Annotated in this window: 24 protein-coding genes; 22 read left to right on the forward strand and 2 right to left on the reverse strand. The window is 37.5% G+C overall.

Going from position 1 to position 26,641, the window contains the following annotated elements; translation table 11 throughout:
• Positions 1–107: 107 nt before the first annotated feature.
• The 11 genes from NYE61_RS17065 (at position 108) to NYE61_RS17115 (ending at position 12,419) form a co-directional block, all read left to right on the forward strand.
• Positions 108–1,541, forward strand: a complete 1,434-nt coding sequence (locus NYE61_RS17065) for a PTS mannitol transporter subunit IICB (protein WP_095307983.1) — start codon at positions 108–110, stop codon at positions 1,539–1,541.
• Positions 1,542–1,607: 66 nt separating this feature from the next.
• Complete coding sequence (locus tag NYE61_RS17070) at positions 1,608–3,674, forward strand: BglG family transcription antiterminator (RefSeq protein WP_339317507.1); 2,067 nt, start codon at positions 1,608–1,610, stop codon at positions 3,672–3,674.
• Between the two features lie 15 nt (positions 3,675–3,689).
• Positions 3,690–4,127: a PTS sugar transporter subunit IIA gene (locus tag NYE61_RS17075; RefSeq protein WP_095307987.1), complete on the forward strand. Its 438-nt coding sequence runs from the start codon at positions 3,690–3,692 to the stop codon at positions 4,125–4,127.
• Positions 4,128–5,264 (forward strand): mannitol-1-phosphate 5-dehydrogenase, encoded by a 1,137-nt coding sequence (locus NYE61_RS17080; RefSeq protein WP_303449915.1) that lies wholly within the window; start codon positions 4,128–4,130, stop codon positions 5,262–5,264. It begins immediately after the preceding gene.
• Between the two features lie 286 nt (positions 5,265–5,550).
• On the forward strand, positions 5,551–6,402 hold the full coding sequence (locus tag NYE61_RS17085) for a MurR/RpiR family transcriptional regulator (protein WP_303449912.1): 852 nt from the start codon (positions 5,551–5,553) through the stop codon (positions 6,400–6,402).
• Positions 6,403–6,516: 114 nt separating this feature from the next.
• Positions 6,517–7,407 carry an N-acetylmuramic acid 6-phosphate etherase gene (murQ, locus tag NYE61_RS17090; RefSeq protein WP_118888554.1) on the forward strand — a complete coding sequence of 297 codons (891 nt, stop codon included), beginning with the start codon at positions 6,517–6,519 and terminating at the stop codon, positions 7,405–7,407.
• A gap of 19 nt (positions 7,408–7,426) precedes the next feature.
• Positions 7,427–8,800 (forward strand): PTS transporter subunit EIIC, encoded by a 1,374-nt coding sequence (locus NYE61_RS17095; protein WP_303449907.1) that lies wholly within the window; start codon positions 7,427–7,429, stop codon positions 8,798–8,800.
• 73 nt (positions 8,801–8,873) lie between these two features.
• Complete coding sequence (locus NYE61_RS17100; protein ID WP_303449904.1) at positions 8,874–9,944, forward strand: MupG family TIM beta-alpha barrel fold protein; 1,071 nt, start codon at positions 8,874–8,876, stop codon at positions 9,942–9,944.
• Positions 9,935–10,486, forward strand: a complete 552-nt coding sequence (locus NYE61_RS17105) for a GNAT family N-acetyltransferase (RefSeq protein WP_336623569.1) — start codon at positions 9,935–9,937, stop codon at positions 10,484–10,486. The genes NYE61_RS17100 and NYE61_RS17105 overlap by 10 nt, the downstream gene beginning before the upstream one ends.
• Positions 10,487–10,840: 354 nt before the next feature.
• Complete coding sequence (locus NYE61_RS17110; protein WP_303449898.1) at positions 10,841–11,800, forward strand: BadF/BadG/BcrA/BcrD ATPase family protein; 960 nt, start codon at positions 10,841–10,843, stop codon at positions 11,798–11,800.
• Positions 11,801–12,002: 202 nt separating this feature from the next.
• Positions 12,003–12,419, forward strand: coding sequence for a heme-binding protein (locus NYE61_RS17115; protein WP_303449896.1), 417 nt, complete (start codon positions 12,003–12,005; stop codon positions 12,417–12,419).
• Positions 12,420–12,603: 184 nt separating this feature from the next.
• Here NYE61_RS17115 and rpiA read toward each other — a convergent pair whose 3' ends face one another.
• Together rpiA and tkt are read right to left on the reverse strand one after the other, a co-directional pair.
• Positions 12,604–13,281, reverse strand: a complete 678-nt coding sequence (gene rpiA / locus NYE61_RS17120; protein WP_303449893.1) for a ribose-5-phosphate isomerase RpiA — start codon at positions 13,279–13,281, stop codon at positions 12,604–12,606.
• A 29-nt stretch (positions 13,282–13,310) separates the two neighbouring features.
• The gene (gene tkt, locus NYE61_RS17125) at positions 13,311–15,329 is read right to left on the reverse strand and encodes a transketolase (protein ID WP_303449891.1); all 2,019 of its coding nucleotides are present in this window, start codon (positions 15,327–15,329) and stop codon (positions 13,311–13,313) included.
• A gap of 232 nt (positions 15,330–15,561) precedes the next feature.
• Between tkt and NYE61_RS17130 the strand changes: the two genes are divergently transcribed.
• The 11 genes from NYE61_RS17130 to NYE61_RS17180 all read left to right on the forward strand — a co-directional run bounded on the left by NYE61_RS17130 (position 15,562) and on the right by NYE61_RS17180 (position 26,568).
• Positions 15,562–17,625: a BglG family transcription antiterminator gene (locus tag NYE61_RS17130; protein ID WP_303449889.1), complete on the forward strand. Its 2,064-nt coding sequence runs from the start codon at positions 15,562–15,564 to the stop codon at positions 17,623–17,625.
• Positions 17,626–17,655: 30 nt separating this feature from the next.
• Positions 17,656–18,144, forward strand: a complete 489-nt coding sequence (locus NYE61_RS17135; protein WP_095308010.1) for a PTS sugar transporter subunit IIA — start codon at positions 17,656–17,658, stop codon at positions 18,142–18,144.
• On the forward strand, positions 18,144–18,425 hold the full coding sequence (locus tag NYE61_RS17140) for a PTS sugar transporter subunit IIB (protein ID WP_095308012.1): 282 nt from the start codon (positions 18,144–18,146) through the stop codon (positions 18,423–18,425). Before NYE61_RS17135 ends, NYE61_RS17140 begins: the two co-directional genes overlap by 1 nt.
• A gap of 75 nt (positions 18,426–18,500) precedes the next feature.
• On the forward strand, positions 18,501–19,760 hold the full coding sequence (locus tag NYE61_RS17145) for a PTS galactitol transporter subunit IIC (protein WP_118888571.1): 1,260 nt from the start codon (positions 18,501–18,503) through the stop codon (positions 19,758–19,760).
• Positions 19,761–19,875: 115 nt separating this feature from the next.
• Positions 19,876–20,907 (forward strand): zinc-binding dehydrogenase, encoded by a 1,032-nt coding sequence (locus NYE61_RS17150; protein WP_251661460.1) that lies wholly within the window; start codon positions 19,876–19,878, stop codon positions 20,905–20,907.
• A 76-nt stretch (positions 20,908–20,983) separates the two neighbouring features.
• A complete protein-coding gene (gene deoC, locus NYE61_RS17155) occupies positions 20,984–21,655 on the forward strand; it encodes a deoxyribose-phosphate aldolase (protein ID WP_118888573.1) in 672 nt (223 codons plus the stop codon).
• A 248-nt stretch (positions 21,656–21,903) separates the two neighbouring features.
• Positions 21,904–22,068 carry a hypothetical protein gene (locus NYE61_RS17160; RefSeq protein WP_168927271.1) on the forward strand — a complete coding sequence of 55 codons (165 nt, stop codon included), beginning with the start codon at positions 21,904–21,906 and terminating at the stop codon, positions 22,066–22,068.
• Between the two features lie 19 nt (positions 22,069–22,087).
• Entirely contained in the window at positions 22,088–23,188 is a 1,101-nt protein-coding gene (locus tag NYE61_RS17165; protein ID WP_095308121.1) for a galactitol-1-phosphate 5-dehydrogenase, read from the forward strand.
• Positions 23,189–23,467: 279 nt separating this feature from the next.
• The gene (locus tag NYE61_RS17170; RefSeq protein WP_303449882.1) at positions 23,468–24,421 is read left to right on the forward strand and encodes an ATP-dependent 6-phosphofructokinase; all 954 of its coding nucleotides are present in this window, start codon (positions 23,468–23,470) and stop codon (positions 24,419–24,421) included.
• Between the two features lie 436 nt (positions 24,422–24,857).
• Positions 24,858–26,117 (forward strand): SAF domain-containing protein, encoded by a 1,260-nt coding sequence (locus NYE61_RS17175; protein WP_095308020.1) that lies wholly within the window; start codon positions 24,858–24,860, stop codon positions 26,115–26,117.
• Positions 26,118–26,211: 94 nt separating this feature from the next.
• Positions 26,212–26,568, forward strand: a complete 357-nt coding sequence (locus NYE61_RS17180) for a PTS glucitol/sorbitol transporter subunit IIA (RefSeq protein WP_095308021.1) — start codon at positions 26,212–26,214, stop codon at positions 26,566–26,568.
• Positions 26,569–26,641: the final 73 nt, after the last annotated feature.

Genomic DNA, 26,641 nt, shown 5'->3' on the forward strand with positions numbered 1-26,641 from the left:
AATTATGTCAACAATAATAATGCCAATTTGCCACTTTCTTTTAATTGAATAACCTACCATACTCGCTTACGATTAATAATGATGCAATTTTGAAAGGAGAATATTAAATGGCTGAACAAAAAGGAATTCGTGCCAAAGTACAACGTTTCGGAAGCTATTTGAGCGGTATGATTATGCCGAATATTGGTGCTTTTATTGCATGGGGAATTATTACAGCTTTATTTATACCGGATGGCTGGTGGCCAAATGAAGATTTGGCAGCATTAGTCGATCCAATGCTTTATTACTTATTGCCACTTTTAATTGGTTTTACTGGTGGGCGTATGGTTTATGATTTACGTGGTGGAGTTGTCGGTGCTACTGCAACAATGGGTGTTATTGCAGGAGCAGACATCCCAATGTTCTTAGGAGCAATGGTTGTTGGACCACTCGCAGGGTATTTAATGAAGAAAATTGACCAGGTGCTCCAGCATCGAATTCGTCAAGGTTTTGAGATGCTTTATAACAACTTCTCAGCAGGGATTCTTGCTGCGCTTTTAGCAATTGTTGCTTTACTTGGAATTGGACCATTAGTAGGCGCATTGAATAAAGCCTTAGCTGCTGGAGTTGAAGTTATTGTCAATGCAGGTTTATTGCCTCTTGCCAATATCATCATTGAACCTGCAAAGATACTATTTTTAAATAATGCAATCAATCATGGAATTTTAAGTCCGATTGGAGCGGATCAAGCCTCACAATTTGGAAAATCAATTCTATTCTTATTGGAAGCGAATCCAGGACCTGGTTTAGGTATCCTGCTTGCCTTTATGATCTTTGGAAAAGGTGCCTCCAAAAGCTCTGCTTCTGGTGCGGCAATTATCCAATTCTTTGGTGGGATTCATGAAATTTACTTCCCGTATGTATTAATGAAACCAGCATTAATTTTAGCAGCTATCGCTGGTGGGGTTAGTGGTGTGTTTACCTTCCAATTGTTTGATGTAGGACTAAGAGCTCCTGCTTCACCTGGTAGTATTTTTGCCGTATTGGCGATGACAGCACAAGATAGCTACGTCGGTGTTATCCTTGGTGTGCTCATTGCAGCTGCTGTTTCATTTGCTGTTGCAGCAATTATATTGAAAACAGGCAAAGCTACTAATGATGATCTTTCTGAAGCTACCAGTAAAATGGAAACAATGAAAGGGAAGAAAAGTTCAGTTGCTGGATCATTAAACCAAGCTACTGAAGAGCAAGTTGAAGGAGCAGCAGTGGAAAGCAAGCAAGCTTCCGATGTAGATAAAATTATCTTTGCTTGTGATGCTGGAATGGGCTCCAGTGCAATGGGTGCTTCCTTATTAAAAAATAAATTTAAAAAAGCAGATATTGATATATTTGTGACGAATAAAGCGATTAATGAAATTCCAGATGATGCGGATATCGTGGTCACGCATAAGGATCTAACGGATCGTGCAAAAGCGAAAGTACCAGCAGCTGAACATATTTCCGTAGAAAATTTCTTAAATAGCCCAAGATATGATGAGCTAGTAGAACGTCTTAAAAAATAAGAGAAGTTTCGAATAGCAAGGTTGAGGTGGTGAAGGCTTCTGAACATTTCTAATCGTGAGCGTAAAATCCTTGAAATTTTATTGGGAAATCCTGAGGGTATAACTGTAAAAGATATTGCCAAGGAATTAGAAGTTAGTGCTCGAACCATTCATCGTGATTTAAAAAACACAGAAGATATTACAAATCACTACAACCTAATATTAGAAAAAAAATCCGGTGTTGGCCTTCGGTTAGTTGGCATGGAGCAGGATCGAAAGCAATTTCTCTCAGCATTAGCGAATGTTACTGTCTTTGACTTTACACCAGAAGAAAGACAATCGATTATTTTGGCTACCCTTCTTGAAATGAAGGAACCAATAAAGCTGTTTACGCTAAGCACAGAATTAAAAGTAACGGAAGCAACAATCAGTCATGATCTTGATCAATTAGAAAAAGAAATAGCATCCTATCGTCTTATTTTGATTCGAAAAAGAGGGTACGGAGTGGAAATTGCCGGTGACGAGGCGAATAAACGTGCAGCATTAAGCAGCTTGATTTCAAAGCATATTGATCCATTTGAGTTCGTGTCATTGATAAAGGATAATATTCAAAAGAAATCACAGGATCAATTTTCTGCGATTTCCAATAGGCTATTAGGTTTAGTAAATCCAGAGCATCTAATTGTGATTCGACAACGGGTGGAACAGGCAAGAGAAGAATTACCGTACGAATTAGCAGATAGTGCATTGATTGGGTTGGTTGTTCATTTAGCGTTAGCGATTGAGCGACTGCAGAAGGGTGATTCGATTCAATTTGACCAAGCACAGCTAATGCAAATGGAAGGTACAAAAGAATATCGTGTTGCTGAAAAAATGATACGTGATATAGAAGGCCCCCTTGGGATGGCCATCCCCGATGATGAAATTGGCTACATCACGATGCATTTAATGGGAGCTAAATTGCGATCTGATTCGAACTATATTGACATGTATCCTGATGAGGATATCGTTTTTTCAGCTAATCAATTAATTCGTTCCGTCAGTAAGCAAATCAATGTACCGCAGATGAACAATAAACAGCTGCTAAATGATTTAGTTGCCCATCTGAAGCCAGCTATTTATCGGTTAAAACAAGGGATGACAATAAAAAATCCATTGATTAGGGAAATCAAGCAGGATTACGATGAGTTATTTCATATGATTACGGCAGCTGTTAGGGATACGTTTCCAAATATGGAATTCCCGGATGATGAAATAGGATACCTTGTTCTTCATTTTGCAGCGGCATTGTTAAACAATGAAAAAGCAGTAGATTTACAAGCGTTAGTCATCTGTTCGAGTGGAATTGGTACTTCAAAAATGCTAGCGACAAAGCTCGTTCAGCGTATACCAGAGATTAAGCATGTTGAAAATGCATCTATTTTTGACTTGAATAAATTAAACGTGGAAGCTTATGATGTCATTGTGTCGACGATTCCGTTAAAAGAATTTGACCACGATTATTTACTCATTTCTCCGATGCTTACTCAAAACGAGATTCATCAGGTGAAAAAGGAGATAAAGAAAAGAAAGCTTACGGTTCATATGAATTATAAAGAACCACGAGTAACGACAGATAGCAGTAATTTTACTGTTCGCATGGAAGCACTGCAAAATTATTCACGAGCAACTCTGGATCTTCTAGATTCATTCCAAGTTTATGACGTTACGGATAATTTAACAATAGACTCGGTATTACGTTTGGTTTGTAAGACGTTAGCAGAAAATAAAATCATACAAAGTGCAAAAATTGTATTTAAAAAACTGCAATTAAGGGAACAGATAAGTGGATTAGGAATTCCAGCTACGTCCATTGCACTTTACCATACACGTTCCAATGCAATCCACAAGCCGACGTTTTCCATTTATAAATTAAACCACCCGCTTGCTATCCGCGGAATGGATAACAACCAAATGGAAATGGATACGGTAATCGTTATGCTGGCACCTGAGATAACCCATCAGGAAGTCCTGGAGATCTTAAGCTTTCTAAGCAGTTTGATTATCCAGGATCAGACAAGTATTTCTTTATTTGAATCCGGAGATGAACCAAAGATAAAACAGTATCTTTCCGAACAACTAGAGCTATTTATACATGAAAAAGAATTAATTTAAGGAGTGAGTTTTATCATGGCAAAAGAAATTTTAAGCAAAGATAACATTCAGTTAGATACAAAATTAGCTAACAAAGAGGAAGCAATTCGTTTCACAGGTAAGATCCTAGTCGATAATGGGTACGTTGAGCCAACTTACGTGGAAAAAATGCTTGAACGTGAAGAGCTAACTTCTACATTTATGGGAAATAGCGTTGCTATCCCACATGGTACAGAGGATGCAAAGGAATTAGTAAAGGAAACAGGGATTTCAGTTGTTATCGTACCAGAGGGTGTGGATTTTGGTGACGGAAACACGGTGAAAATCTTGATTGGTATTGCTGGTAAAGGTGATGACCATTTGGAAGTTCTATCAAAAATTGCGATTGTACTTTCTGAGGAAGAAAATATCCAAACAATTGTTAACGCAACGACAAAAGAGGAAATCATAAGCATTTTTGATGAGGTGAACTAAATGCTAGCAGTACATTTTGGAGCTGGAAACATCGGCAGAGGCTTTATCGGGGCTCTGCTCTATCAAGCGAATTATCATACAACGTTTGTCGATGTTAATGAAGGCATTATTAACGAAATAAACGAGAAGCAGCAATACAATGTTGTGTTAGCAGCAGAAGAAAGTGAAACATTAACGGTAAAAAATGTTTCCGGAATCAATAGCATTACAGATCCAGATAAAGTAATCGAAGCAATTGGGAAAGCAGATCTCATTACAACTGCTGTCGGACCAAACATTTTGGCCATTATCGCAAAGTTAATTGCAGAAGGATTACAGAAACGAATCAAGACAAATAATAAGGCCTTAAATATCATTGCTTGTGAAAATATGGTTGGTGGAAGTTCACTGCTTAAAGAACATATTTACAAACAAGTAACAGCAGACGAGCAACAACAATTTGATGAAGTGTTTGGATTTCCAAATGCTGCAGTAGACCGAATTGTTCCAAACCAAGTGAATGAAGATCCATTATTAGTCTCTGTTGAACCATACTTTGAGTGGGTTGTTGAAAAACCAGCATTCAAAGGTGAGGTACCTGTAATTGATGGTGTCACATATGTGGAAGATTTAACACCATACATTGAACGGAAATTATTTACGGTGAATACCGGTCATGTCGTGCCTGCATATATTGGGCGCTCCCTTGAATATGCAACCATCAATGAAGCAATGCATGATGAAAAAGTACAGGAGATCATTAAGGGAGCTTTAAATGAGTCTGGTGAAGCACTGATTCAGACCTATCATTTTGACCGCACCGAACATCAAAACTATATTGATACGATTATCGGTCGCTTTATGAATCCATATATCTCAGACGAAGTAACACGAGTTGGACGTGGACCAATTCGTAAGCTAGGTCCACGAGATCGTATCATTCGTCCCGCAAGTTTATATATGGATGTAACAGGAAACGTGCCAACTTATCTCGTTCAGGTGATTGTAGCTGCATTACAATACAAAAATGCTCAGGATGAAGAAGCAGTAAAATTACAGCAAATGATCGCTGAACAAGGTTATGAAAAAACGTTGCAAACTATTTCAGAACTGGATGTTAATCACCCATTGATTGCAGCAGTGATGAAGGAAGTATAAGCTTAAGAGACACGTGGGTGCACGTGTCTCTTTTCTATTTTACTCTCATAAGACACCATCCTCCGCAGCTAAGACACCATTCGTAAAAATAAGACGCCATCCCCCGCAACTAAGACACAATTCACAAAAAATAAGACACCATCCTCCGCAGCTAAGACACCACCCCTCTCAGCTAAGGCACATCAGCCCCACCCGTCGGCAAACACATTCTGATTTTAAATTAGTACACCTATTTAATTTTTGCTATACTAATGAACATAAAAGGATAAGAACAGGAGAAGTTGACATGGCAACCACATTACTAGCTAGAATAAACGAACGGCTTCACCAATTTTCCAAAACGGAGAAGAAAATTTCTGCGTACATATTAAATCACGCAGAGCTAATTCCAAACATGACAACGAAGGAACTGGCGAATAAGGCAGATGTAAGTGAAGCAAGCGTTATTCGGTTTGCGAAAACAATTGGTATAGGGAGCTTTAAGACATTTAAAATTTCCTTAGCACAGGAATTAGCTGTAAAAGAAGGATATATCACGGACTTTTCAATTTTGCAGAAAAAGGATTCCCCATACGAAATGTTCCAGAAAGTTGTCCATGTAAACAAGAATGCGATTGAGCTGATAATGGAATCCTTAGATAAAAAAGAGCTCGATGATGCGGTCACGTACCTAAAAAATGCGCGAAAAATTATTTTTTATGGTGTCGGAGGATCTTCGATTGCTGCAATGGATGCACTATACAAATTTACGAAACTCGGATATCAAGTGGAGTTTAATTTAGACTTTCATTACATGCTATCAAAAGTGCCGCATTTTAATAGTGAGGATGTTTTTGTTGCGATTAGTATGTCCGGCAGAACGAAAGATGTTCTGGACTTAGCGCGACTGTCGCAAAAAAAAGGAGCAAAGGTGATAGCAATTACAAACATAAACAAGTCACCACTGTATAAAGAAGCAGATATTCGATTAGCAACCCCGAATGTAGAGCAGGATTTTCGGATTGGCAGCATCACATCAAGAATGACCCAGCTGACAATTATAGATAGCTTATATATTAGTATTTTTAATAGTATTGGTGAGAATGTGCTGGACGAATATCAAGAAGCGAGAAATCATGTTGTGAAATTAAGAAGATAGCTTCTTTTTTTACTTGAAATGAAATTTAATTTCATAAAATTCATTATTTATATTGACTTTTAATTTCATAAATAGGTAAAATAGAGGTGAAAGAAAGTAGAGGAGGCAAAAATTATGCTTGAAAAATTAACAACGGAAGCGCGAAATCAACATACGATGCATTTAGATGAAATGACTACGTTGGATATTTTGCGCACGATGAATAAAGAAGATCAACAGGTTTTAACGGCGATTAAGGAGCAACTTCCACAAATTGAGAAGGCTACGAAATATGCAATTGAATCATTCAACAAAAACGGAAGACTTATTTACGTTGGGGCAGGAACAAGTGGTAGATTGGGAGTTTTAGATGCTGTAGAATGTGTTCCTACATTTGGTACGTCCCCAGAGATGGTACAAGGAATTATTGCGGGTGGAATGAAAGCGCTTTATGAGGCGGCTGAGGGGGCTGAGGACGATCCAGAACTTGGAGCAAACGATTTAAAGAGCATTCAACTGTCAGAAAATGATACGGTCATTGGAATTGCTGCAAGCGGGCGTACCCCTTACGTTATCGGAGCATTACAATATGCGAATTCGAAAAAAGCGAGTACAGTAAGTATATCCTGTAATAAAGACGCAGTAATGAGTCAATACGCTTCGGTGGCGATTGAACTTCTAACGGGATCTGAGGTACTAACTGGTTCTACCAGATTAAAGGCTGGCACTTCTCAGAAGATGGTCTTAAATATGATTTCTACTGCATCGATGGTAGGGATTGGTAAGGTTTACCAAAACTTTATGGTAGATTTAAAGCCGACAAATGAGAAATTAGAAGAAAGGTCCAAACGAAATATTATGGAAGTTACTGGAGTCGATTATGAAACTGCAGCCTCTTATTTTGAGAAATCGAAGCATCAGGTGAAGATAGCAATCGTAATGATTTTATTGCAATGCTCCTATGAAGATGCTATTAACAAGCTTAAGAACTCTGACGGATTTGTGCGACGCGCATTAGCAAAGTAAGAAAAAGGAGGGGTCAATCATGAAGAAAGAACAAAGAATGGCTACAGATATATTAGAACATGTCGGTGGAAAAGACAATATTCAGCGAGTCGCTCATTGTATGACAAGGTTACGTTTGTCATTAAAGGACGATTCCAAAGTGAATATGACTGACTTAAAGCGTGTAGATGGTGTGATGGGCGTTGTTGAGGATGAAACGTTACAGGTCGTTATTGGACCTGGAACCGTAAATAAAGTTGCTGCTGAGATGAGTCAACTAACCGGGTTTGGTATCGGTGAAGATGCAACACCAGATGATTTAACATTTGAAGAAAAAGCAGCCCTTGATAAACAAAAACTCAAAGCAAAAAATCGAACACCATTTAAAAATTTTCTGCGTAAGCTTGGAAATATTTTCATTCCACTTATTCCAGGTTTGGTTGCTTCAGGGATTCTTAATGGAGCAGCTAACTTTGCAGTGAATGCAGGAGTAGACAGAGAGCAAACATGGATGCAAATTTTACTTTTGCTTGGAAGCGTTGTCTTTGCATCATTAGGAATATTGGTTGGTTGGAATACGGCAAAAGAATTTGGCGGGACACCGGTATTAGGCGCCATTGCAGGAATGTTCTTATTTAGCCCGTTGTTAGAGAATATTACAATATATGGAGAAGTATTAAAGGCCGGCAGAGGCGGTTTGTTTGGTGTTATTTTCGCAGCTTGGTTAATGACTTTTGTTGAAAAAAATGTTCGAAAAGTGATGTGGGACGCAGTAGATATTATCTTCACACCTCTAATCACATTACTCGTTGTCGGATTTGCATCCTTATACGCTGTTATGCCAGTAGCTGGTATCCTGTCAGACGGTATCACGATGGGACTTACTGCTTTAATTGATACAGGTGGAGCGATAGCAGGAGCAGTTCTAGCTGGATTTTTCCTGCCATTAGTTATGGTTGGTTTACATCACGGTCTAGCGCCTATTCATCTTGAGTTAATTAATGTATATAATGAGACGGCATTGTTAACCATTTTAGCGATGGGTGGAGCTGGACAAGTTGGTGCAGCGATTGCGATCTTTGTAAAAACAAAGAATACGCGTCTGCGAAATATTATCAAAGGGAGTGCGCCAGTAGGGTTTCTGGGAATTGGCGAACCGTTAATGTATGGAGTAACATTACCATTAGGAAGACCGTTTTTAACAGCTTGTCTGGGAGCTTCCGTTGGTGGAGCATTCCAAGCAGTTATGAGTACAGCATCATCGGGAATTGGCGTTTCTGGTTTGTCACTAATCCCACTTATAACAAACGGACAATATATAAGCTATTTCCTCGGACTCGTCATTTCGTATGCGTTTGGATTCCTATTTACGTATGCATTTGGCTTTAAGGAAAGCATGGCAGATGGTATTTAATAGGCTTTAAGATTAGGAGGTTGCTTTAACCTCCTATCTTTGCTTACATAAAAAATAAATGGAGGGAATCAGTGTGTTAGGAATTTCTGTTTATCTAGGGAATGAGCCAATTGAACAGCAGACTCCCTATATTCGTAAGATGAAAGAAAGTGGATTTCAGTCGATTTTTACATCGCTCCATATTCCTGAGGACGATCACTCGACCTATAAGGATCAGCTTCAGGCACTTGGAAAAGTAGCTACTGAGTTAGATATGGAATTGATGGCAGATATCTCGCCGAATTCATTACAGGCACTAGGGTTAAATTGGGAAAATGCGGATAAATTACTAAATTGGGGACTATCAGGTCTTCGGATCGATTATGGTGTGGACGAGCAAACGATTATTGATTTGTCTCACAAAATGCGCATCGCACTAAACGCAAGTACGATTACAGCGGATTCGTTACACGATATGAAAGCAAAGGGGCTAAACACTGAAGCGGTGGAAGCTTGGCATAATTATTATCCACGACCAGAAACAGGACTCGGGTTAAGTGATTTTATCCAAAAAAACAGGCTGTTAAAGTCGGCAGGGATTACTGTAATGGCATTCATTCCTGGGGACAAGCAATTAAGGGGTCCGCTATATGAAAAACTGCCAACCTTGGAACAGCATCGCAAGCACTCACCTTTTACTGCTTTTTTGGAATTAGAGAAACTGGCAGGGGTGGATAAAATTGTGGTTGGTGACGTTGAATTAAGTGAAGCGTCATTAGAACAATTTCGCGACTATAAGCAAGATGAAATTGTCGTTCGAGCTATTCCAGATAAACTGACAGACTCTGAAATCCTTAGCAAATCAGTGAGTCCATTCACCAACCGGGCAGATAACGCGAGAGACTGTATCCGTGCAGTTGAATCGAGAGGTTATGCGCAATTTGGAGAAGCAGTTGTTCAGGCCCGCAACTGTGTGGAACGATCAGCTGGATCCATTACGATCGATAATAAGAAATATATGCGTTATCAAGGAGAAATTCAAATTGCATTAGCCGATTTACCAGCAGATGAAAGAGTAAATGTACTTGGAAAAGTCATTGACGATGATTTACCATTGCTTCCATGGATTAAGGGCAACCAGAAGTTTCGGATTAAATGGGTGTAATCAAGGTATCTTTAGCAGAATGTCAGGAACAAAGGGGCGGGATAAGGATGGTCATTAGATCAATCGCGGAAAGTGATGCAGAAAATTTTGTTGAGCTAAGTAAGGAAATCGATGCATCTGGATTTATGTTACATGATCCGGGAGAACGCGATACGACGGTCGAGCAGCAACGAAAATCAATCGAACGGATTCTAACTGAAAAAAATACAGTCTTTTTAGTAGCTGAAGCTGATAACAAATTGGTTGGCTTTATTGCAGCATTCGGTGGGAAACTGATTAGAAACAAGCATTCAGCATACCTTGTTTTAGGCATTCTCGAAGCATATCAAGGACAAGGAATAGCTACAAAATTATTTCAGCGAATTTTTGAGTGGGCAAAAGAAGTTGGGATTTCAAGATTAGAATTAACAGTTATAAAAGAAAATATAAAAGCATTTAATTTATACCGAAAAATGGGGTTCGTTGTAGAGGGAGAGAAAGTCAATTCTCTCATGATAAACGGTGAGCCCGTTAATGAGTATTATTTATATAAATTTGTGTGAATGTAGATTTCATTCGAAGTAAATAACTTTCCCTTATGAACTACAACAAAAGGAGCTAACGTCTAAATAGATTAGATTCTTAGCTTCCTTCTTTATGGATTACGAAGGTTTCTGCCGTATAAAGTTATTTATGTCTGTAATGAGTGCCTGAACCAGGCTTCTTTTTGGATATTCGGTACCTCATCACCTAGATTGTAATTTCTTAAGTGCGTAACCCTTGTATTTTCTATAGAACAGCCCCTGTCCCACAATATTGATAATCTACACGAGTCTATAATAATCAATTTTCCCTTCACATATAATCTAATAGATAATCAACTAATCAACTATAAACACTGGTGGAGGCTAGTTATTATGTACGTTTTAGGAATTGATGGTGGTGGTACAAAAACAAAGGGTATCATAGCAAAGTCGAATGGAGAAATAATTGCCGAAGCAACAGTAGGTCCGACCAACCCAAATAGTGTAGATAAGTGGAGTTTGAAAAAAGAGTTGCAGAATCTATTTACTTTATTAAAACAACAGTGTGATTCTTGCTTTTTCCAATTAAAACATGTATTTGCAGGGATGTCAGGTGTTGGCCATCCAACAACGAAAGAGATGGTGCAAAAGATTCTTGTCGACTTACTACCAGATCATGTGCATGTAACAGTAAATATAGATGCTATTAATGCTCTCTATTCAGGTACTTTAGGTAAACCGGGAATTGTACAAATTGCTGGCACAGGCTCCATTACATTTAGTATAAATCATGACGGTTTATCTGATCGTGTGGGGGGATGGGGATATTTAATTGGGGAGATGGGAAGCGGTTTTGCACTCGGACGTGATGCTTTAGAGGCAGCTTTCTTAGCCCATGATGGATTAGGGACTCCAACAGCAATTAGTAATTTCCTACTTGAATATTTCCAAGCGGCTAAGTTACCCGATATTATCCATGCTGTTTATCAAGAAAAAAACCAGAAAGAACGTGTTGCTTCATTGAGCAAAATAGTAATGAGAGCAGCCGATGATGGTGACCAAGTTGCACGAGGGATCATTCAAAAAAACGCCATACATATGGGCAAGTCAATTGCTTGTTTACAAACAAAGCGATTTTCAAAAAAGGATAGAGTCCCGGTTGTGCTAACAGGTGGAATTTATAATCGACTTGACCTTTTCCAAGCAATAATCGAAAAAGAAATTCGTCAACATCAATTGGAATCAATACTCACAGTTCCTAAAATGGAACCTGTTGGTGGAGCTATTGTTGCTGCGTGGAGGGAAGAAGGAGTTACCGTTAATTCGAGTTTTGTTAAGGTTTTTACAAGATAACCAGTAGTTTACATGAATCAAGTCTTTTTACCTGCCGAGAGTTTGTGCTAGGTATAATGATTTATTTGTTTAATTCTAATAATTACAACTTGTTTAATATTTTGGTTTAATGTAGAATGAAACTGCAATCATGTGAAACATTTAAAATATCGTTCCTATCACGAGAAATGGATAGTTATTTAATATGAGGGAGGAATTTTAGTTGAGTAAAATGAATCTTGAATTAGCAAAAAAACTTATTGAGGGTGCTGAACAAGAAGCAGCAAATATTGGAGTTTCAATGGTTATATCCGTTGTTGATGAGGGTGGAAATCTAATCGCAGTACATCGTATGGATGACGCATGGCTGGCTAGTGTTGACATAGCACAGAATAAAGCTTGGACTTCTGTTGCATTAAAGATGCCAACATCAGATTTAGCTGAAGCTACTATTCCTAAAGCTGAATTGTATGGTTTAAACACAACGAATAACGGGCGGATCGTTCTCTTCGGGGGAGGCATTCCATTAGTTGAAAATGATCAGGTTATTGGTGCTGTTGGCGTGAGTGGCAGCTCTGTAGAACACGATGTTCAAGTGGCTCAGGCAGCAGTGGATGCTTTTGAAAGTATAAGAGTATAATATAATAGAATAAATGCATATTAAAAAGCAGTGAACGATTATTAATCGTTCACTGCTTTTCTTACTATAAATACATATACTGAAATGTAACCGTGTAGGAAAGTAAATTATAAAGCTATCAGTATGATTCTTGCCATTAAAACGATAACTGTTGGATAAATACTAGAGAAGAATTACTGAAAGATTATTTAGTTATACTAAAAACACCGTCCGCTCTTCCAACAATAACTTTATCAGCCATTCCTGCAAACAGCCCTGTTTCAACAACACCTACAAGCATTTTTAAATCCTTTTGCAATGCTTCGGGTTCTAGAATTTCATCAAAGGAGCAGTCCAGAATGTAGTTGTCATTATCGGTAATAAACACTTCCTCATCTTTATTGCGCAATGCTGGTCTGCCGCCTAATTTTTCAATGGTTGTTGAAGTTCGTTCCCAACCGAAAGGCGTTACCTCTACAGCTAGCGGAAATGCTCCCAGATGAGTTACAAGTTTTGATTCATCAACAATAACAATAAACTCTTTTGCAGCAGCTGCGACAACTTTTTCGCGCAGTAATGCACCGCCTCCGCCTTTGATAAGCTGCAGGTTTTCATCGACTTCATCAGCACCATCAATTGCTATGTCCAATTGCTGTACCTTTGAGAAATCAGTAAGTGGTACACCGAATTCTTCTGCCCATTTGGCTGTCGTGTTAGAAGTGGGGATAGCAGTAATATTTAGTCCTTCTTGTACACGTTCACCTAATCTTTTCACCATCCAGTACACTGTAGATCCAGATCCTAGGCCGACTTTCATGCCGTCTTTAACTAAATTCGCTGCCTCTTCTCCAACTAACTTTTTTAACTCGTCTGCATTTTGCATCGTGTAACATCTCCTATTTGTGAAAAAAATTATAAAATAACTTCCACGTTCAATACTGATTCAACATGCTTAACAACATTTTTAACTGTAAAACCATACGCTTCAATCACTTTATTACCTGGTGCAGATGCTCCGAAAGTGTCAATTCCAAGAATTCTTCCTTGTTCACCTGTATAGCGTTCCCAGCCGAAAGTGGTTCCCATTTCGATTGCAACACGTGCTTTCACTTGAGGAGGAATTACTTCATTTTTATATGCTGCATCTTGTTGGTTGAAGCGATCCCATGAAGGCATGCTAACAACGCGTACATCGATTCCTTTTTCTTTCAGTGCTTTCTGGGAATTAATCGCCAGTTGAACCTCAGATCCAGTTGCTAATAATAGTGCATCAGGTGTCTCTTTTTCTGAGTTGCTTACGATATAGGCACCTTTTTTAACACCTTCATAGGCATTTTCTTTTGTTGATTCCAATGTTGGTAAATCTTGTCTTGTTAAAACAAGTGCTGTAGGCTGATCTTTTGATTCCAGTGCTAGGCGCCATGCAGCAGCGGTTTCGTTTGCGTCAGCAGGACGAATCGTGGATAGTCCAGGAATGACACGTAGTGCTGCTAAATGTTCAATTGGTTCATGTGTTGGACCATCTTCACCAACAGCAATAGAATCATGGGTAAATACATAAGTTACAGGTGTTTTCATAATGGATGCCAGGCGAATAGCTGGGCGTAAATAGTCATTAAAGACAAAGAATGTACCACCATATACTTTTAATCCGCCATGCAGAGCCATTCCGTTTAAAGCAGCTCCCATTGCATGCTCACGTACACCAAACCAAATATTTCTTTCTTCGTAACTATCCCGTGAGAAATCGCCTTCACCATTTATCATTGTCTTGTTGGATCCTGCTAGGTCAGCACTTCCGCCAAAGAAGTTAGGTACTGTTTTTGCAATAGCATTTAAAACTTTACCAGAAGATGCTCTTGTAGCAAGCGTATCCTGACCAGCCTCAAAAACTGGTAATGCTTTCTCCCAATCTACTGGAAGCGCATCATGTATTGCCAGCTGAAGCTCTTTTGCTAGTTCTGGATATTTTTCAGTATACATCTCAATCAATTGATTCCATGCAGCTTCTTTTTCTTTACCGTTTTTACCAATTTTTTCATTGAAATCGGCATATACCTCTTCCGGGACATAGAAGGCTTCGTGTTCCCAACGATAAAATTCTTTTGTTAGCTTTGTTTCCTCTGAACCAAGCGGAGAACCATGTGATGCTGCAGATGCAGATTTATTTGGTGAACCATAACCAATTACAGTTTTGATTTCAATTAAAGTTGGTTGTGTTGTATTTGCTTGTGCTTCCTTAATTGCTTTTCTGATTTCATTGATATCGTTTCCATTTTCAACACGGAGAACCTGCCATCCATAGGCTGTGAAACGTTGCTCGGTATTTTCAGAGAAAGATTTATTTAACTCACCATCTAAAGAAATATCGTTAGAGTCATAGAGTGCAATTAATTTGCCTAACCCTAAATGCCCGGCTAATGAAGCAGCCTCATGGGATATTCCTTCCATTAAATCTCCGTCGCTTACAAGCGCATACGTATAATGATCCACGACAGATAGGTCTTCTTTATTAAACTTAGCAGCTAAATGTGCCTCAGCCATTGCCATACCAACAGACATTGCGATACCTTGACCAAGTGGACCAGTTGTTGCCTCCACTCCATCTGTATGATGTACCTCTGGGTGCCCTGGGGTTTTTGAATCCCATTGGCGAAACGCTTTCAAATCATCTATTGAAACGTTATAACCAGCTAAATGAAGTAGGCTGTATAAAAGCATTGATCCATGACCTGCTGAAAGGACGAAACGGTCACGGTTAAACCATTTAGCGTTTTTTGGATTATGGTTCATGAAATCTGTCCATAGCGTGTAAGCCATTGGAGCAGCTCCCATTGGTAAACCAGGATGTCCAGAGTTAGCCTTTTCGATTGCGTCGATTGATAGGGTGCGAACGGTATTAATGGATAAGTTCTCGATGTTTGTTGACATTAGTAAACGCTCCTTTAATTTATAAATGTTATATGTTTCACATAACTATCGTATAATGAACCGTTTTCAAAAACAAGCATTTTATTGTACGTAATTGTGAATAATATATGTACAAATTTGTATTTTCTGTGTAAAACACAACGTTGTACATTAAATGTTCTGTTTTTTGGGATGAAAACGAATTCAATTTATGTATAATAGATGGTAATATAAAGCTAAAGGAGGATTACGAGTGGTACTGAGCGATCGCGACAAAAGGGTCTTAAATGATTTGATGAGTAATCCAAGTATTACAAGTATGACATTAGAAGAGAAACATTTATTAACAAGAAGACAGCTTGGCTATAGCTTCACGAAGATTAACGAATGGTTAAAAATAAATAGTCTTCCAGCAATAGAAAGAACTAGGAAAGGTCAATTTGTGATTGATCAGGCTGTTTTTTCAAAGCTTAATAGTAGTTATGAAGGTGCTGTGGCTTCAGCGATATTTACGGAAGAGCAACGTGTTCAATTAATTATTTTAATGTTGCTAAGCTCCGAAGAAGAGCTGTCATTAAATCATTTTACAATCGAGCTGGAAGTTAGCAAGAATACGATTCTAAATGACATGAAACAAGCTCAAGTATTCTTAGATGAATACGATTTGACAATTCGGTATTCAAGGAAACATGGATATTTGATTGAGGGTAATGAGTTTCAAGTCCGTAAACTACTCATCCATATTACACATCAAGTACTGCAAATGAGTAATGGGAAAAATAGATTAGAGGATTTATCTGGCATTCAAAATGATTTGTTAGATGAATTTAAAAGGCGTATTGAGAAAGTAGAGAATAAGTTAAACTTAAAATTTACCGACGAAAAATTGGTAACGATGCCATACATTTTGATTCTAATATTAAGAAGAATACAAAAAGGCTGTGAGATAAAATCGTTTTCCATTCGCTATGAGGAGTTATCGGATACGAAAGAGTATCAGGCTACTGAGGAAATTTTATATGATTTTAATGAAATCCCAGTAACAGAGCGCTTATTCATCACATTGCATCTTTTGACGACAAATGTTTATTGGTCTGAATACATTAATGAGGAAGCAATTCCAAATCTAGTTCCAGCTATTAACGATATGCTCAGACAATTTGAGAAGAGTGCTTGTATTTATTTGCAGGAGCGTAATCAGTTATTAGACAAGCTTTTACAGCATCTTCAGCCTGCATATTACCGAATAAAATATCATCTTACAGATACAATTAATTTTCAAGGGTCTTTGAGCAAGGAGTTTAAGGAATTGCATCATCTTGTAAAGCGTTCCATTGGACCGCTTGCAGAGCTGATCGGTGATGACATTCCTGAAAGCGAAACCACCTATGTTACGATGCTTATTGGTGGGTGGATGAACAGACAAGGTGAAAGTATTGAAGAAAAAATAAAAGCAGTTGTGGTTTGTCCGCAAGGTGTATCGGTTTCAAAATTAATGTTTAATGAGCTGAAAGAATTATTTCCAGAATTTGTTTTTTTGGATTCCTTGTCCGTACGAGAATTTCTCGATTATAAGTTAGATTACGATATTGTATTTTCACCAACCCAATTAGAAACAGAGAAAAAGTTATTTATCTCAAAAGTATTTCTTGGGCAAGATGAACGTTATCGTTTAAGAAAGCAAGTGATGCTTGCGATTCATGGGTATATTCCAAATGATATTAATGTTTATCATATTGTAGATATTATTAAGAAGCATACTGCAATTAATAATGAAAAGGCTTTAATAGAAGATTTAGAGCAATATTTTAATCGTGACGATGATTCAGCAGTGGTAAGGCAGAATGCTGCACAACGGGAAATCGATTTGGATGAATTAATTGTGCCAGAGAATATCACGTTAAGAGATTCAGTTGATTCATGGGAAGAGGCGATACGTATAAGTGCCGATCCATTAATTAAAAAAGGCAAAATACTTCCAGAGTATGTGCACGCGATGATTCACCACTCGAATGATGATCCGTACATCGTAATAGGTACAAATATAGCAATCCCACACGCTGCTCCAGAAGACGGTGTTAATGAGGTTGGTATGACTTTATTACGTTTAAAGGATGGTGTTCAGTACAGTCAGGATTATAAGATTAATCTAATTTTCGTTATTGCCGCAGTGGATAAACAGCAACATATACATGCTTTAATGCAATTAATGAATTTGGCAGGATCTGAAGAAGATACAAACAAAATAATCAATGCGAGTTCTATTGAAGAGGTTCATGAAATTATAAAATTTTATAGTTCTGACAGAAGTTTGTAAGACAGAAGCAAAAGAATAGGAGTGCAAAGAATGAGTGAGTTATTTTTCAATGAATCTGTCATTCTACTAGATGTGGAAGGCGATAATAAAGAAGAGGTACTAGCAACAATTGGCAATAATCTAGTGGAAAGAGGTTTAGTGAAAGAAAGCTTTGTTCCTGCGATTATTAAACGAGAAGGTGAGTTTGCAACAGGGCTTCCAACAGCAGGAGTATCTGTAGCAATACCACATACAGATGTGGAACATGTAAATAAAAAGACGATTAGTGTCGCCGTTCTAAAGAACCCAGTTGATTTTGTGATTATGGGCGACGATAGTGAGACTACACCTGTACAACTAGTTTTTATGTTAGCAATGGATGAAGCGCATTCACAGCTTTCTTTACTCCAAAAGTTAATGCAAGTTTTTCAAGAAGAGGATACATTGAAGTACCTAGTAAACCAAAAAGACAAAACAAAGGTTAAAAGTCTTTTGGAGGAAAAGCTAGATTTTGTAGCACTTGAAGGAGGTGAGAGATAATGGCGAAAACAGTATTAGTAGCATGTGGAGCAGGTATTGCAACATCAACAGTTGTAAACAGTGCAATTGAAGAATTAGCGAAAGAAAACAACATTAAAGTTGACTTAAAACAAATCAAAATTGCTGAAGTTGGTGCTTACGTAGATACAGCTGATCTATTAGTTACAACTGCAATGACGAAAACAGAATACCCATTCCCAGTAATTAATGCACGTACATTTTTAACTGGTATTGGTGTTGAAGATACAAAAAAACAAATTTTAGAAGAACTTCAAAAATAAGTAGCAAAACATAAATCTCGATAAGCTCTTAATGTGATATCGAGATTTATGTTGAATTTGTTAGGGGGTATCATAATGCAAGCATTCGTAGATTTTATTCAAGGTTTTTTAGGTTTAGGCGCGACTGTTATTCTTCCAGTAGCAATCATGATTTTAGGTCTTGTGTTTGGTCAGAAGCTCGGCAAAGCGATTCGTTCAGGTTTAACAATCGGGGTTGCTTTTGTTGGTATTTTCTTAGTGATTGATTTGTTAACGCTAAACTTAGGCCCAGCAGCACAAGGGATGGTTGAGCGTTTAGGAGTAGATTTAAATGTTATTGATGTAGGATGGCCGGCGACATCATCAATTGCATGGGCATCTGTTGTAGCGGCATTTATTATTCCACTGGGATTAGTTGTAAACGTTATTATGCTCTTAACGAAGACAACGAAAACAATGAATGTTGATATTTGGAACTACTGGCATTATACATTTATGGCAGCAGTTGTGTATACAGTATCAGGTAGTATTGTACAAGGTTTAATTGCAGCAGTTATATTCCAAATTGTTTGTCTTAAAGTTGCAGACTGGACACAACCAATGGTTAGTGATTTTTATGAATTGCCAGGTGTTTCCGTTGCAACAGGAAGTACAATTTCCTATGCACCTTTTATTTATTTAGTAAAATTAGTACAAAAAATCCCTGGATTGAAAAATTTACATGCTGATCCAGATTCCATTCAAAAACGTTTTGGTATCTTTGGAGATTCCATGGTAATTGGTCTGATTTTAGGTGCAGCAATTGGAGCATTAGCAGGGTACAGTGTTGGTGATGTTATTAACATTGGTATATCAATGGCTGCTGTAATGGTCCTTATGCCACGTATGGTTAAGATTTTGATGGAAGGGTTAATGCCTGTTTCAGAATCAGCACGTGAATGGTTAAATAAACGTTTTGGTGATCGAGAAATTAATATCGGGCTGGATGCAGCAGTACTGTTAGGACATCCATCTGTAATCGCAACCGCTCTTATTTTAACACCAATTACAGTTTTAATTGCAGTTGTATTACCTGGTAATGCTGTACTGCCATTTGGTGACTTAGCTACAATTCCATTTGTTGTTGCATTCGTAGTAGGTGCAGCTAGAGGGAACATTATCCACTCGGTTATTGTTGGTTCGGTTATGATTGCACTTTCACTTTATATGGCGACAGATATTGCGCCGCTTTTCTCTGACATGGCTTCAACTGCAAGTATTAATTTACCTGAAGGCTCAGCAATGGTTTCAAGTATCGACCAAGGTGGTAACTTAGTAAACTGGATTATCTGGAGAGTCTTTGAGATTTTTAACTAGAAAGATTCATTTTTTCTAAAGTTATGAAGTGTTTGATTGTGAAACCTTTCACCAAAAGGCTATATACAACTAATTAATTGATCGAGTTAAACAAAAGCAACAGGAGGAATTCATAGTGAAAGCATTAGTAAAAACAGAACTCGGATTTGGTAACCTAGAAATTCAAGATAAACAAGAACCACAAGCTGGTAAAGATCAAGTGAAAATTGAAGTGAAATATGCGGGTATCTGTGGATCTGATATTCATACGTATGAAGGACATTATAAGGTTGCAACACCTGTAACACTCGGCCATGAATTTTCTGGTGAGGTAGTTGAGATTGGAGAAGGAGTAACGGAATTTAAAGTAGGTGATCGAGTTACTTCAGAAACCACTTTCTATATTTGTGGTGAATGTGAATACTGTAACTCAGGTGACTATAACCTTTGTAGCCACAGAAAAGGTCTAGGCTCACAACAAGATGGTGGTTTTGCCAAATATTTAGTTGCCCGTAAAGAAAGTGTCCATCAGTTGCCGGAAAATGTAGACTACCAGTCAGCAGCAATGACAGAACCATTAGCATGTACACACCATGCAATTGAGAAAACAGAAATTAATACAGGAGATCTTGTTGTTGTCATTGGACCTGGTCCAATTGGACTTTTAGCGGCTCAAGTAGCTAAAAGTCGTGGTGCTACGGTAATCATTACAGGACTAACAAATGATAAAGTTCGTCTGGATAAAGCAATTGAGGTAGGTATTGATTATACCGTTAATACGCAAGAAGAAGATCTAAAAGAGTTTGTCCATAAGTTAACAAATGGTTATGGTGCTGATGTAGTCTTGGAATGCTCTGGTGCTGTACCAGCTGCGAGACAAGGTCTGGATATTCTTCGCAAAAAAGGTCATTATGCGCAAGTAGGTATTTTTGCACAATCTGAAATTCAATTTGATCTTGAAAAAATTATTCAAAAAGAAATCCGGGTTGTGGGCAGCAGAAGCCAAAAATCAGCTGATTGGGAACCATCACTTGCATTAATGAATGATAGAAAAGTAAATGCAAAGGCTTTAGTAACACATGAGTTTAACATTACCGAGTGGGATGAAGCATATCAAGCGATTAAAAGTGGAGAAGCAATTAAAGTTTTGTTAACGCCTGTGGATTGATTAAAAATCTAGTAATCTTCCAGCAAAGGTCTGAATTACATTATACCTTGTAACAAAGGTGAGGGGGAGAATGAAATTGGATAAGCAACAACTAATTGACATGATTGATTATACATTATTAACTCCAACTGCAAGTAAAGAGGATATTAAAGCATTCTGTGAAGAAACAATCGAATATGGCTTTAAAACTGTTTTTGTGAACCCATTTTATGTATCGTACGCGCATAGTCTGTTATCTCCACACAATATTAAAGTTGGAGTACCAATAGGATTCTCACTTGGTGGTGCAACAACGCATGTAAAAGTGGAAGAAACAAAAGAGGCAATTAAAAATGGTGCTGAAGAAATCGATATGTTAGTTAACTTGGGAGCTCTTAAGTCAGGCGAATATGATGTGGTAAAAAATGATATTGCAGAAGTTGTTAAGGCATCTCAAGGATTAACAACCAAAGTTATTATTGAAACAGCATTATTAACGGATGAAGAGAAAGTGAAAGTAACGGAAATAATCATCGAAGCGGGTGCTGACTTTGTAAAAACAGCTACTGGCTTTAACGGTGGTGGAGCAACAGTTGAAGATGTTAAATTACTTCGTTCCGTAGCGGGTGACAAAATAGGTGTCAAAGCTGCTGGGGGAGTTAAAACGTATGAAGATGCAGTTAACATTGTCGCTGCTGGTGCAAATCGTATTGGTGCAAGTGGTGCTGTAGCAATTATCAGTGGCGGTGTTTCAGAGGCTTCATATTAAAAATATCGTGCTAAACGGTTAAGTATAATACTTAATCGTTTTATCACGCATTAACGGACTGTAATATTTTTTCTCAAAGCTTGAGAAAACTAAAACGTGAAGGTTGTGGGAGAAACATCCCATAAATTCCCGATTCTGTTCAAGGTCCTTTAGGTCATACCCTTGAGGTACTAACATTCAGTGGGGAGGAAGGGAATCCCACTGAATGAAGTTTCACTTTATCACTTTTCATAGAAATGAGGGTTAGTATGGTAGATACACTTTTAGATTTCATGTTAGGCCCACTAAGAGGGATAAGTGAATTCTATTTTGAATACCAATTAATTTTTAACACGATTATCGTTGGATTCGCAGCATACAAACTGTTTTTCAGCAAAAAAAAAGAAGTAAAAAATGAGTCTGCAAATTATTAGATATATTGAGGTGAATGGGATGAGAGCGTTAAATCTTTATGGTGTACAAGATATTCGTTTTGAAGAGAATACACCAATTCCAGTAATCGAAAATGATACCGACGTTATTATTAAAATAAAATCAGTTGGAATATGTGGATCCGATACATCTAGATATAAAAAACTCGGCCCATATGTAGAGGGAATGACGTTTGGCCATGAGTTTGCTGGTGAAGTAACAGAGGTTGGGCCAGGAGTAAAAGGAATTAAAGTTGGTGATCGTGTCGCAGGATGCCCTGCATTTGTTTGTGGAGAATGTGAATATTGCCTCAGTGGTGAACCAGCACGCTGTGAAAACCTTAGTGTAATTGGTGCACGTCACCCTGGTGCTTATGCTGAATATACAAAATTACCTGCAACCCACATCGTTCCCCTTCCAGATAATGTTGATTATGATACGGCTGCATTGGTTGAACCTTCTGCGGTAGTAGCACACGGATTTTACCGTACTAAAATTCAGCCAGGTGCAGAGGTTGCTATAATGGGTGTTGGGAGTATCGGACTTCTAGCTGTACAATGGGCAAAAATTTTCGGTGCGAAAAAAGTATATGCAATTGACATTGATGACAAAAAACTACAAATTGCGAAAGAGCTTGGTGCTGATGTAGCAATCAATTCATTGGAAAAACCCGCCCATGAGCAAATTATGGAGTATACAAATGGTAGGGGTGTGGATTTAGCCGTTGAATCTGCAGGTTCACCAATTACATCTGCCCAAGTATTTGCCTTACCTAAAAAAGGTGGAGAAGTAGTATTTATGGGAATTCCATATGCAGATATTAACATTGAGCGTTTCTACTTTGAAAAAATTGTTCGTAATGAATTGACCATTTATGGATCATGGAATGCAATCTCAGCACCATTCCCTGGGAAAGAGTGGTCATCAACTGTTCACTATATGAGTACTGGCCAAATTAATGTGAAACCAATGATTTCTCATAAGTTATCTTTAGAAGAGGGCCCAGAAGCATTCCAGAAAGTTATAAATAGAGAGATAGACTCGGTTAAAGTGATTTTTAACCCGGAAAAAACGGAAGTATCTAGTGAATTAAATGTTGAAGAATTTACGATAGGAAAATAAAATATTTTATAATATGTAACCTATAAAAGGTTAATGTATTTTTTTCAAGGTTAACAACACAATCAAGGTTTCCTCTTAAGAATCTTTGGTTGAAATAAATCAAGGATTACTACTATACAGGGTACCTATAGGAATCTTGTATAGTATTTTCTGTTATAGCGAGAGTAATTAACATATAGAATATCATAGGGGATAGATTAATTTATATAGACAACAAACAAAATATCTGATTATATATAAATAACAGAAATCAATTAAATTACTTGGATGTGTTTACAAATGATGAAAATAGGGATATTAACAAGTGGTGAAGATGCACCTGGAATGAATACTGCAATTAGTGCAGTCGTTAAAGCGGCCAATTATCATAATATTGATGTAATGGGAGTTAATTATGGTTACAATGGGTTGATAGAAGGATCTATTTATCCGTTAACTGCATCTGATTTGGAAAATATTACTGATTCAGGCGGTACAATCTTAAAGACATCAAGAAGTACGGAATTAAGTGAAACAGTGAAAATGAAAATACAAGATACATTGGAAAAATCCGGAATAAATGCTCTAGTTATAATCGGAGATGATAAATCCTTTGAAGCGGCTAGGAAAATTCAACAACAAGGTATAAAAGTAATAGGTATTCCTGCAACAGTTGAAAATGATATAGTCTATACAGATTATTCTATCGGTTTTGATACAACTGTAAATACCATTCTAGAATGCATTCATAAGATTAAAGACACAAGCTTTTCTCATGATAAGACAACTATTGTAGAGGTGATGGGCAGACACTGTGGTGACTTAGCTTTGTTCTCAGCTTTAGCCGGTGGGGGAGAGATCATTTCTACACCGGAACGGAAATTGGATTTAGATTCAATCTGTTCTACATTAGCTATGAGAATAAATGATGGAAAAAGAAACAATATGATTATCGTAACAGAAGAATTACATGATATACAGGAATTACAAAAAGGTATCGAAGAAAGGCTGAATATTTCTGTAAGAACATCTACATTAGGATTTTTACAAAGAGGTGGAAACCCATCGGCTTTTGATCGGGTACTTGCAAGCAGGTTGGGTATTGCAGCAATAGAATTATTAATGGACGAGCAAACTGGCAAAGCTGTAGGTATTAAAGGAAATAAAATAATAGATGTAGATTTTGATAAATTAAACATTGAAAATGGAAATAAACTAGAGGGTTACCGTTTATTGGAAACACTTTTAGATTAAATAGATTGATATTCTAGAACCATGGTTGTTAGAAATGTTGTTTTTATGAGTGTCCCCATTCTATACGCTCTAGATATAATAGCTATCGTTTATCTAAGATAAATGATGGCTTTTTGTGTCAGGAAAACTATCTGAAATCGCAATAATTTAACCACTAACAACAGGCACCTATTATTTTAAACCTACATTTATAAAGCTATCCTGCGATGAAAATATAAATTCCTGCAAAATCCGACAATTTTTGTAGTTGACAATCTAATTTTTCCAATCTATAATGAAAGCGTATTCTAACATATGACACACATTGTAACAAATGTTACAAGATTAAACTTTATTTACGTAATGTAACAATTGTTAATTATGAAAGAACTTATTATCAAAGCTAGGTTTATTAAGTATGCGTTTTTATTTCAGAAGATTCTGAGGGGGATTTATAATGTCAATTTATCATGAACTTCAATTAAGAGAACAAGAAAATAACCCAATCAAAGTAGGAGTTATTGGTGCGGGACAAATGGGATTTGGACTTATTACCCAAATATCTCGCATCCCCGGAATGATCGTCGGTGGAGTTTCGGATGTAAACGTTGAAAGAGCTCAAAAGGCAGTTGATTATTATCAGTCTCAAGAAAATAAGAAAGTAAATACATTGGTATCTTCAGATTATCGAGAAGTCATCCAGTCATCCAATGTGGAGGTAATTGTAGATGCTACTGGAGTACCTGAAGTTGGAGCAAATATTTCCCTGGAAGCTTTAAATTCTAGGAAACATCTAGTCTTATTAAATGTAGAAGTTGATATAACAATAGGTTCGTATATGAATTCATTGTTTCAATCTGCTGGACTAGTTTATTCAGGATCTGCTGGAGATGAGCCAGCTGCAATCGTTGAATTATATGAATTTGCCAAAACGATGGGAATGGAAGTCGTTGTTGCTGGAAAAGGGAAAAATAACGCATTAAAAACGACAGCTAACCCAGATACTGCCGCAGCAGAAGCAAAAGCTAAAAACATGAGTCCGCATATGCTAGCAGCATTCCAGGATGGAACCAAAACGATGGCTGAAATGAATTTATTAAGTAACGCAATCGGCTTAGTGCCAGATAAAGTAGGAATGCATGGCGTCGATGCTAATCTAGATGACGTTGCACAAAAACTAGATTTGAAAGAAAATGGCGGCGTTTTAAACAGCTTAGGAGTAGTAGAATATGTTAACGGTTTAGCACCAGGGGTTTTCGTTATTGTTAAAAGTGACCTAGAACCTGTTGATGAGGAACTGCGCTATTTATTAAAAGTAGACAAAAGTCATGGAAACCATTATACATTATATCGCCCATATCATTTAGCTAGTTTAGAAACACCGGTTACAATTGCGAAGGCTGTCTTACATCATGATACTTCTATTCATCCGCTTGGAGCTCCAATCTCAGAAACTGTAACGGTTGCAAAGCGAGATATTAAAGCGGGCGAAACACTAGATGGCATTGGTGGTTATTCTGTTAGAGGTGTATTAGAAACACATCAAGATATGGAAGTGAATGGTCACATTCCTATTGGTCTAATTAGTGGTAATGTTGTTGCTAAAAGGGATATTAAAGAAGGTCAATTTTTAACACACGATGATGTAGAGCTTGATCCTTCAACAACCGTATGGAAATTAAGAGCTTTGCAGGATCATATGTTTCGTGTTAAATAGTTTTTTACTGCCTAAGTGAAATTAATATTGGGTTCCTGGTGTAGGAAGATGATTAAGTTACAAGTCAACAAACACATAAAGGGAGGATAAAATCATGATGAAAACGAAAGTTCTGGAAATTGGAGCACTAGTACCAGATTTTAAAGAGGAGAGCTTATTAGTACTTTTTAATGAAACTGCTCCCCTTGAATTAAAAGATATCTCAGTAATTCACCGTTTTGAAGAACAACCTAAAAATGCTCTGCAGGAAGGAACAACACTTGTGATTGGTGATAAAGAATATACGATACAAAAAGTCGGGGATGAAGCAAATCCAAATTTTGAAAGCCTTGGTCACGTTTCGATTTATTTTAAAGACGATGAAACGGAAGAAATCTTACCAGGGGCAGTTTTAGTAACACCTAGTGAATTTCCAGAGTTAAATATTGGTGATTCAATTGAAGTTAAATAAGGTGGATACGCCCTTATAGTGCGGGGTTAACAACCTCTAAACGAGCATTTCCTTCTATATTACGTTATAAGAG

It is taken from the genome of Oceanobacillus sp. FSL W7-1304, from assembly GCF_037969805.1.
GTDB classification, from domain to species: Bacteria; Bacillota; Bacilli; order Bacillales; family Amphibacillaceae; genus Oceanobacillus; species Oceanobacillus profundus.

Excerpts from the sequence above, each read along its gene's own strand:
- NYE61_RS17065 (WP_095307983.1), top strand. The coding sequence starts at position 108 with ATGGCTGAACAAAAAGGAATTCGTGCCAAAGTACAACGTTTCGGAAGC.
- NYE61_RS17075 (WP_095307987.1), top strand. The coding sequence starts at position 3,690 with ATGGCAAAAGAAATTTTAAGCAAAGATAACATTCAGTTAGATACAAAA.
- NYE61_RS17080 (WP_303449915.1), top strand. The coding sequence starts at position 4,128 with ATGCTAGCAGTACATTTTGGAGCTGGAAACATCGGCAGAGGCTTTATC.
- NYE61_RS17085 (WP_303449912.1), top strand. The coding sequence starts at position 5,551 with ATGGCAACCACATTACTAGCTAGAATAAACGAACGGCTTCACCAATTT.
- murQ (WP_118888554.1), top strand. The coding sequence starts at position 6,517 with ATGCTTGAAAAATTAACAACGGAAGCGCGAAATCAACATACGATGCAT.
- NYE61_RS17095 (WP_303449907.1), top strand. The coding sequence starts at position 7,427 with ATGAAGAAAGAACAAAGAATGGCTACAGATATATTAGAACATGTCGGT.
- NYE61_RS17105 (WP_336623569.1), top strand. The coding sequence starts at position 9,935 with ATGGGTGTAATCAAGGTATCTTTAGCAGAATGTCAGGAACAAAGGGGC.
- NYE61_RS17110 (WP_303449898.1), top strand. The coding sequence starts at position 10,841 with ATGTACGTTTTAGGAATTGATGGTGGTGGTACAAAAACAAAGGGTATC.
- rpiA (WP_303449893.1), bottom strand. The coding sequence starts at position 13,281 with ATGCAAAATGCAGACGAGTTAAAAAAGTTAGTTGGAGAAGAGGCAGCG.
- tkt (WP_303449891.1), bottom strand. The coding sequence starts at position 15,329 with ATGTCAACAAACATCGAGAACTTATCCATTAATACCGTTCGCACCCTA.
- NYE61_RS17135 (WP_095308010.1), top strand. The coding sequence starts at position 17,656 with ATGAGTGAGTTATTTTTCAATGAATCTGTCATTCTACTAGATGTGGAA.
- NYE61_RS17140 (WP_095308012.1), top strand. The coding sequence starts at position 18,144 with ATGGCGAAAACAGTATTAGTAGCATGTGGAGCAGGTATTGCAACATCA.
- NYE61_RS17145 (WP_118888571.1), top strand. The coding sequence starts at position 18,501 with ATGCAAGCATTCGTAGATTTTATTCAAGGTTTTTTAGGTTTAGGCGCG.
- NYE61_RS17160 (WP_168927271.1), top strand. The coding sequence starts at position 21,904 with ATGGTAGATACACTTTTAGATTTCATGTTAGGCCCACTAAGAGGGATA.
- NYE61_RS17165 (WP_095308121.1), top strand. The coding sequence starts at position 22,088 with ATGAGAGCGTTAAATCTTTATGGTGTACAAGATATTCGTTTTGAAGAG.
- NYE61_RS17170 (WP_303449882.1), top strand. The coding sequence starts at position 23,468 with ATGATGAAAATAGGGATATTAACAAGTGGTGAAGATGCACCTGGAATG.
- NYE61_RS17175 (WP_095308020.1), top strand. The coding sequence starts at position 24,858 with ATGTCAATTTATCATGAACTTCAATTAAGAGAACAAGAAAATAACCCA.
- NYE61_RS17180 (WP_095308021.1), top strand. The coding sequence starts at position 26,212 with ATGATGAAAACGAAAGTTCTGGAAATTGGAGCACTAGTACCAGATTTT.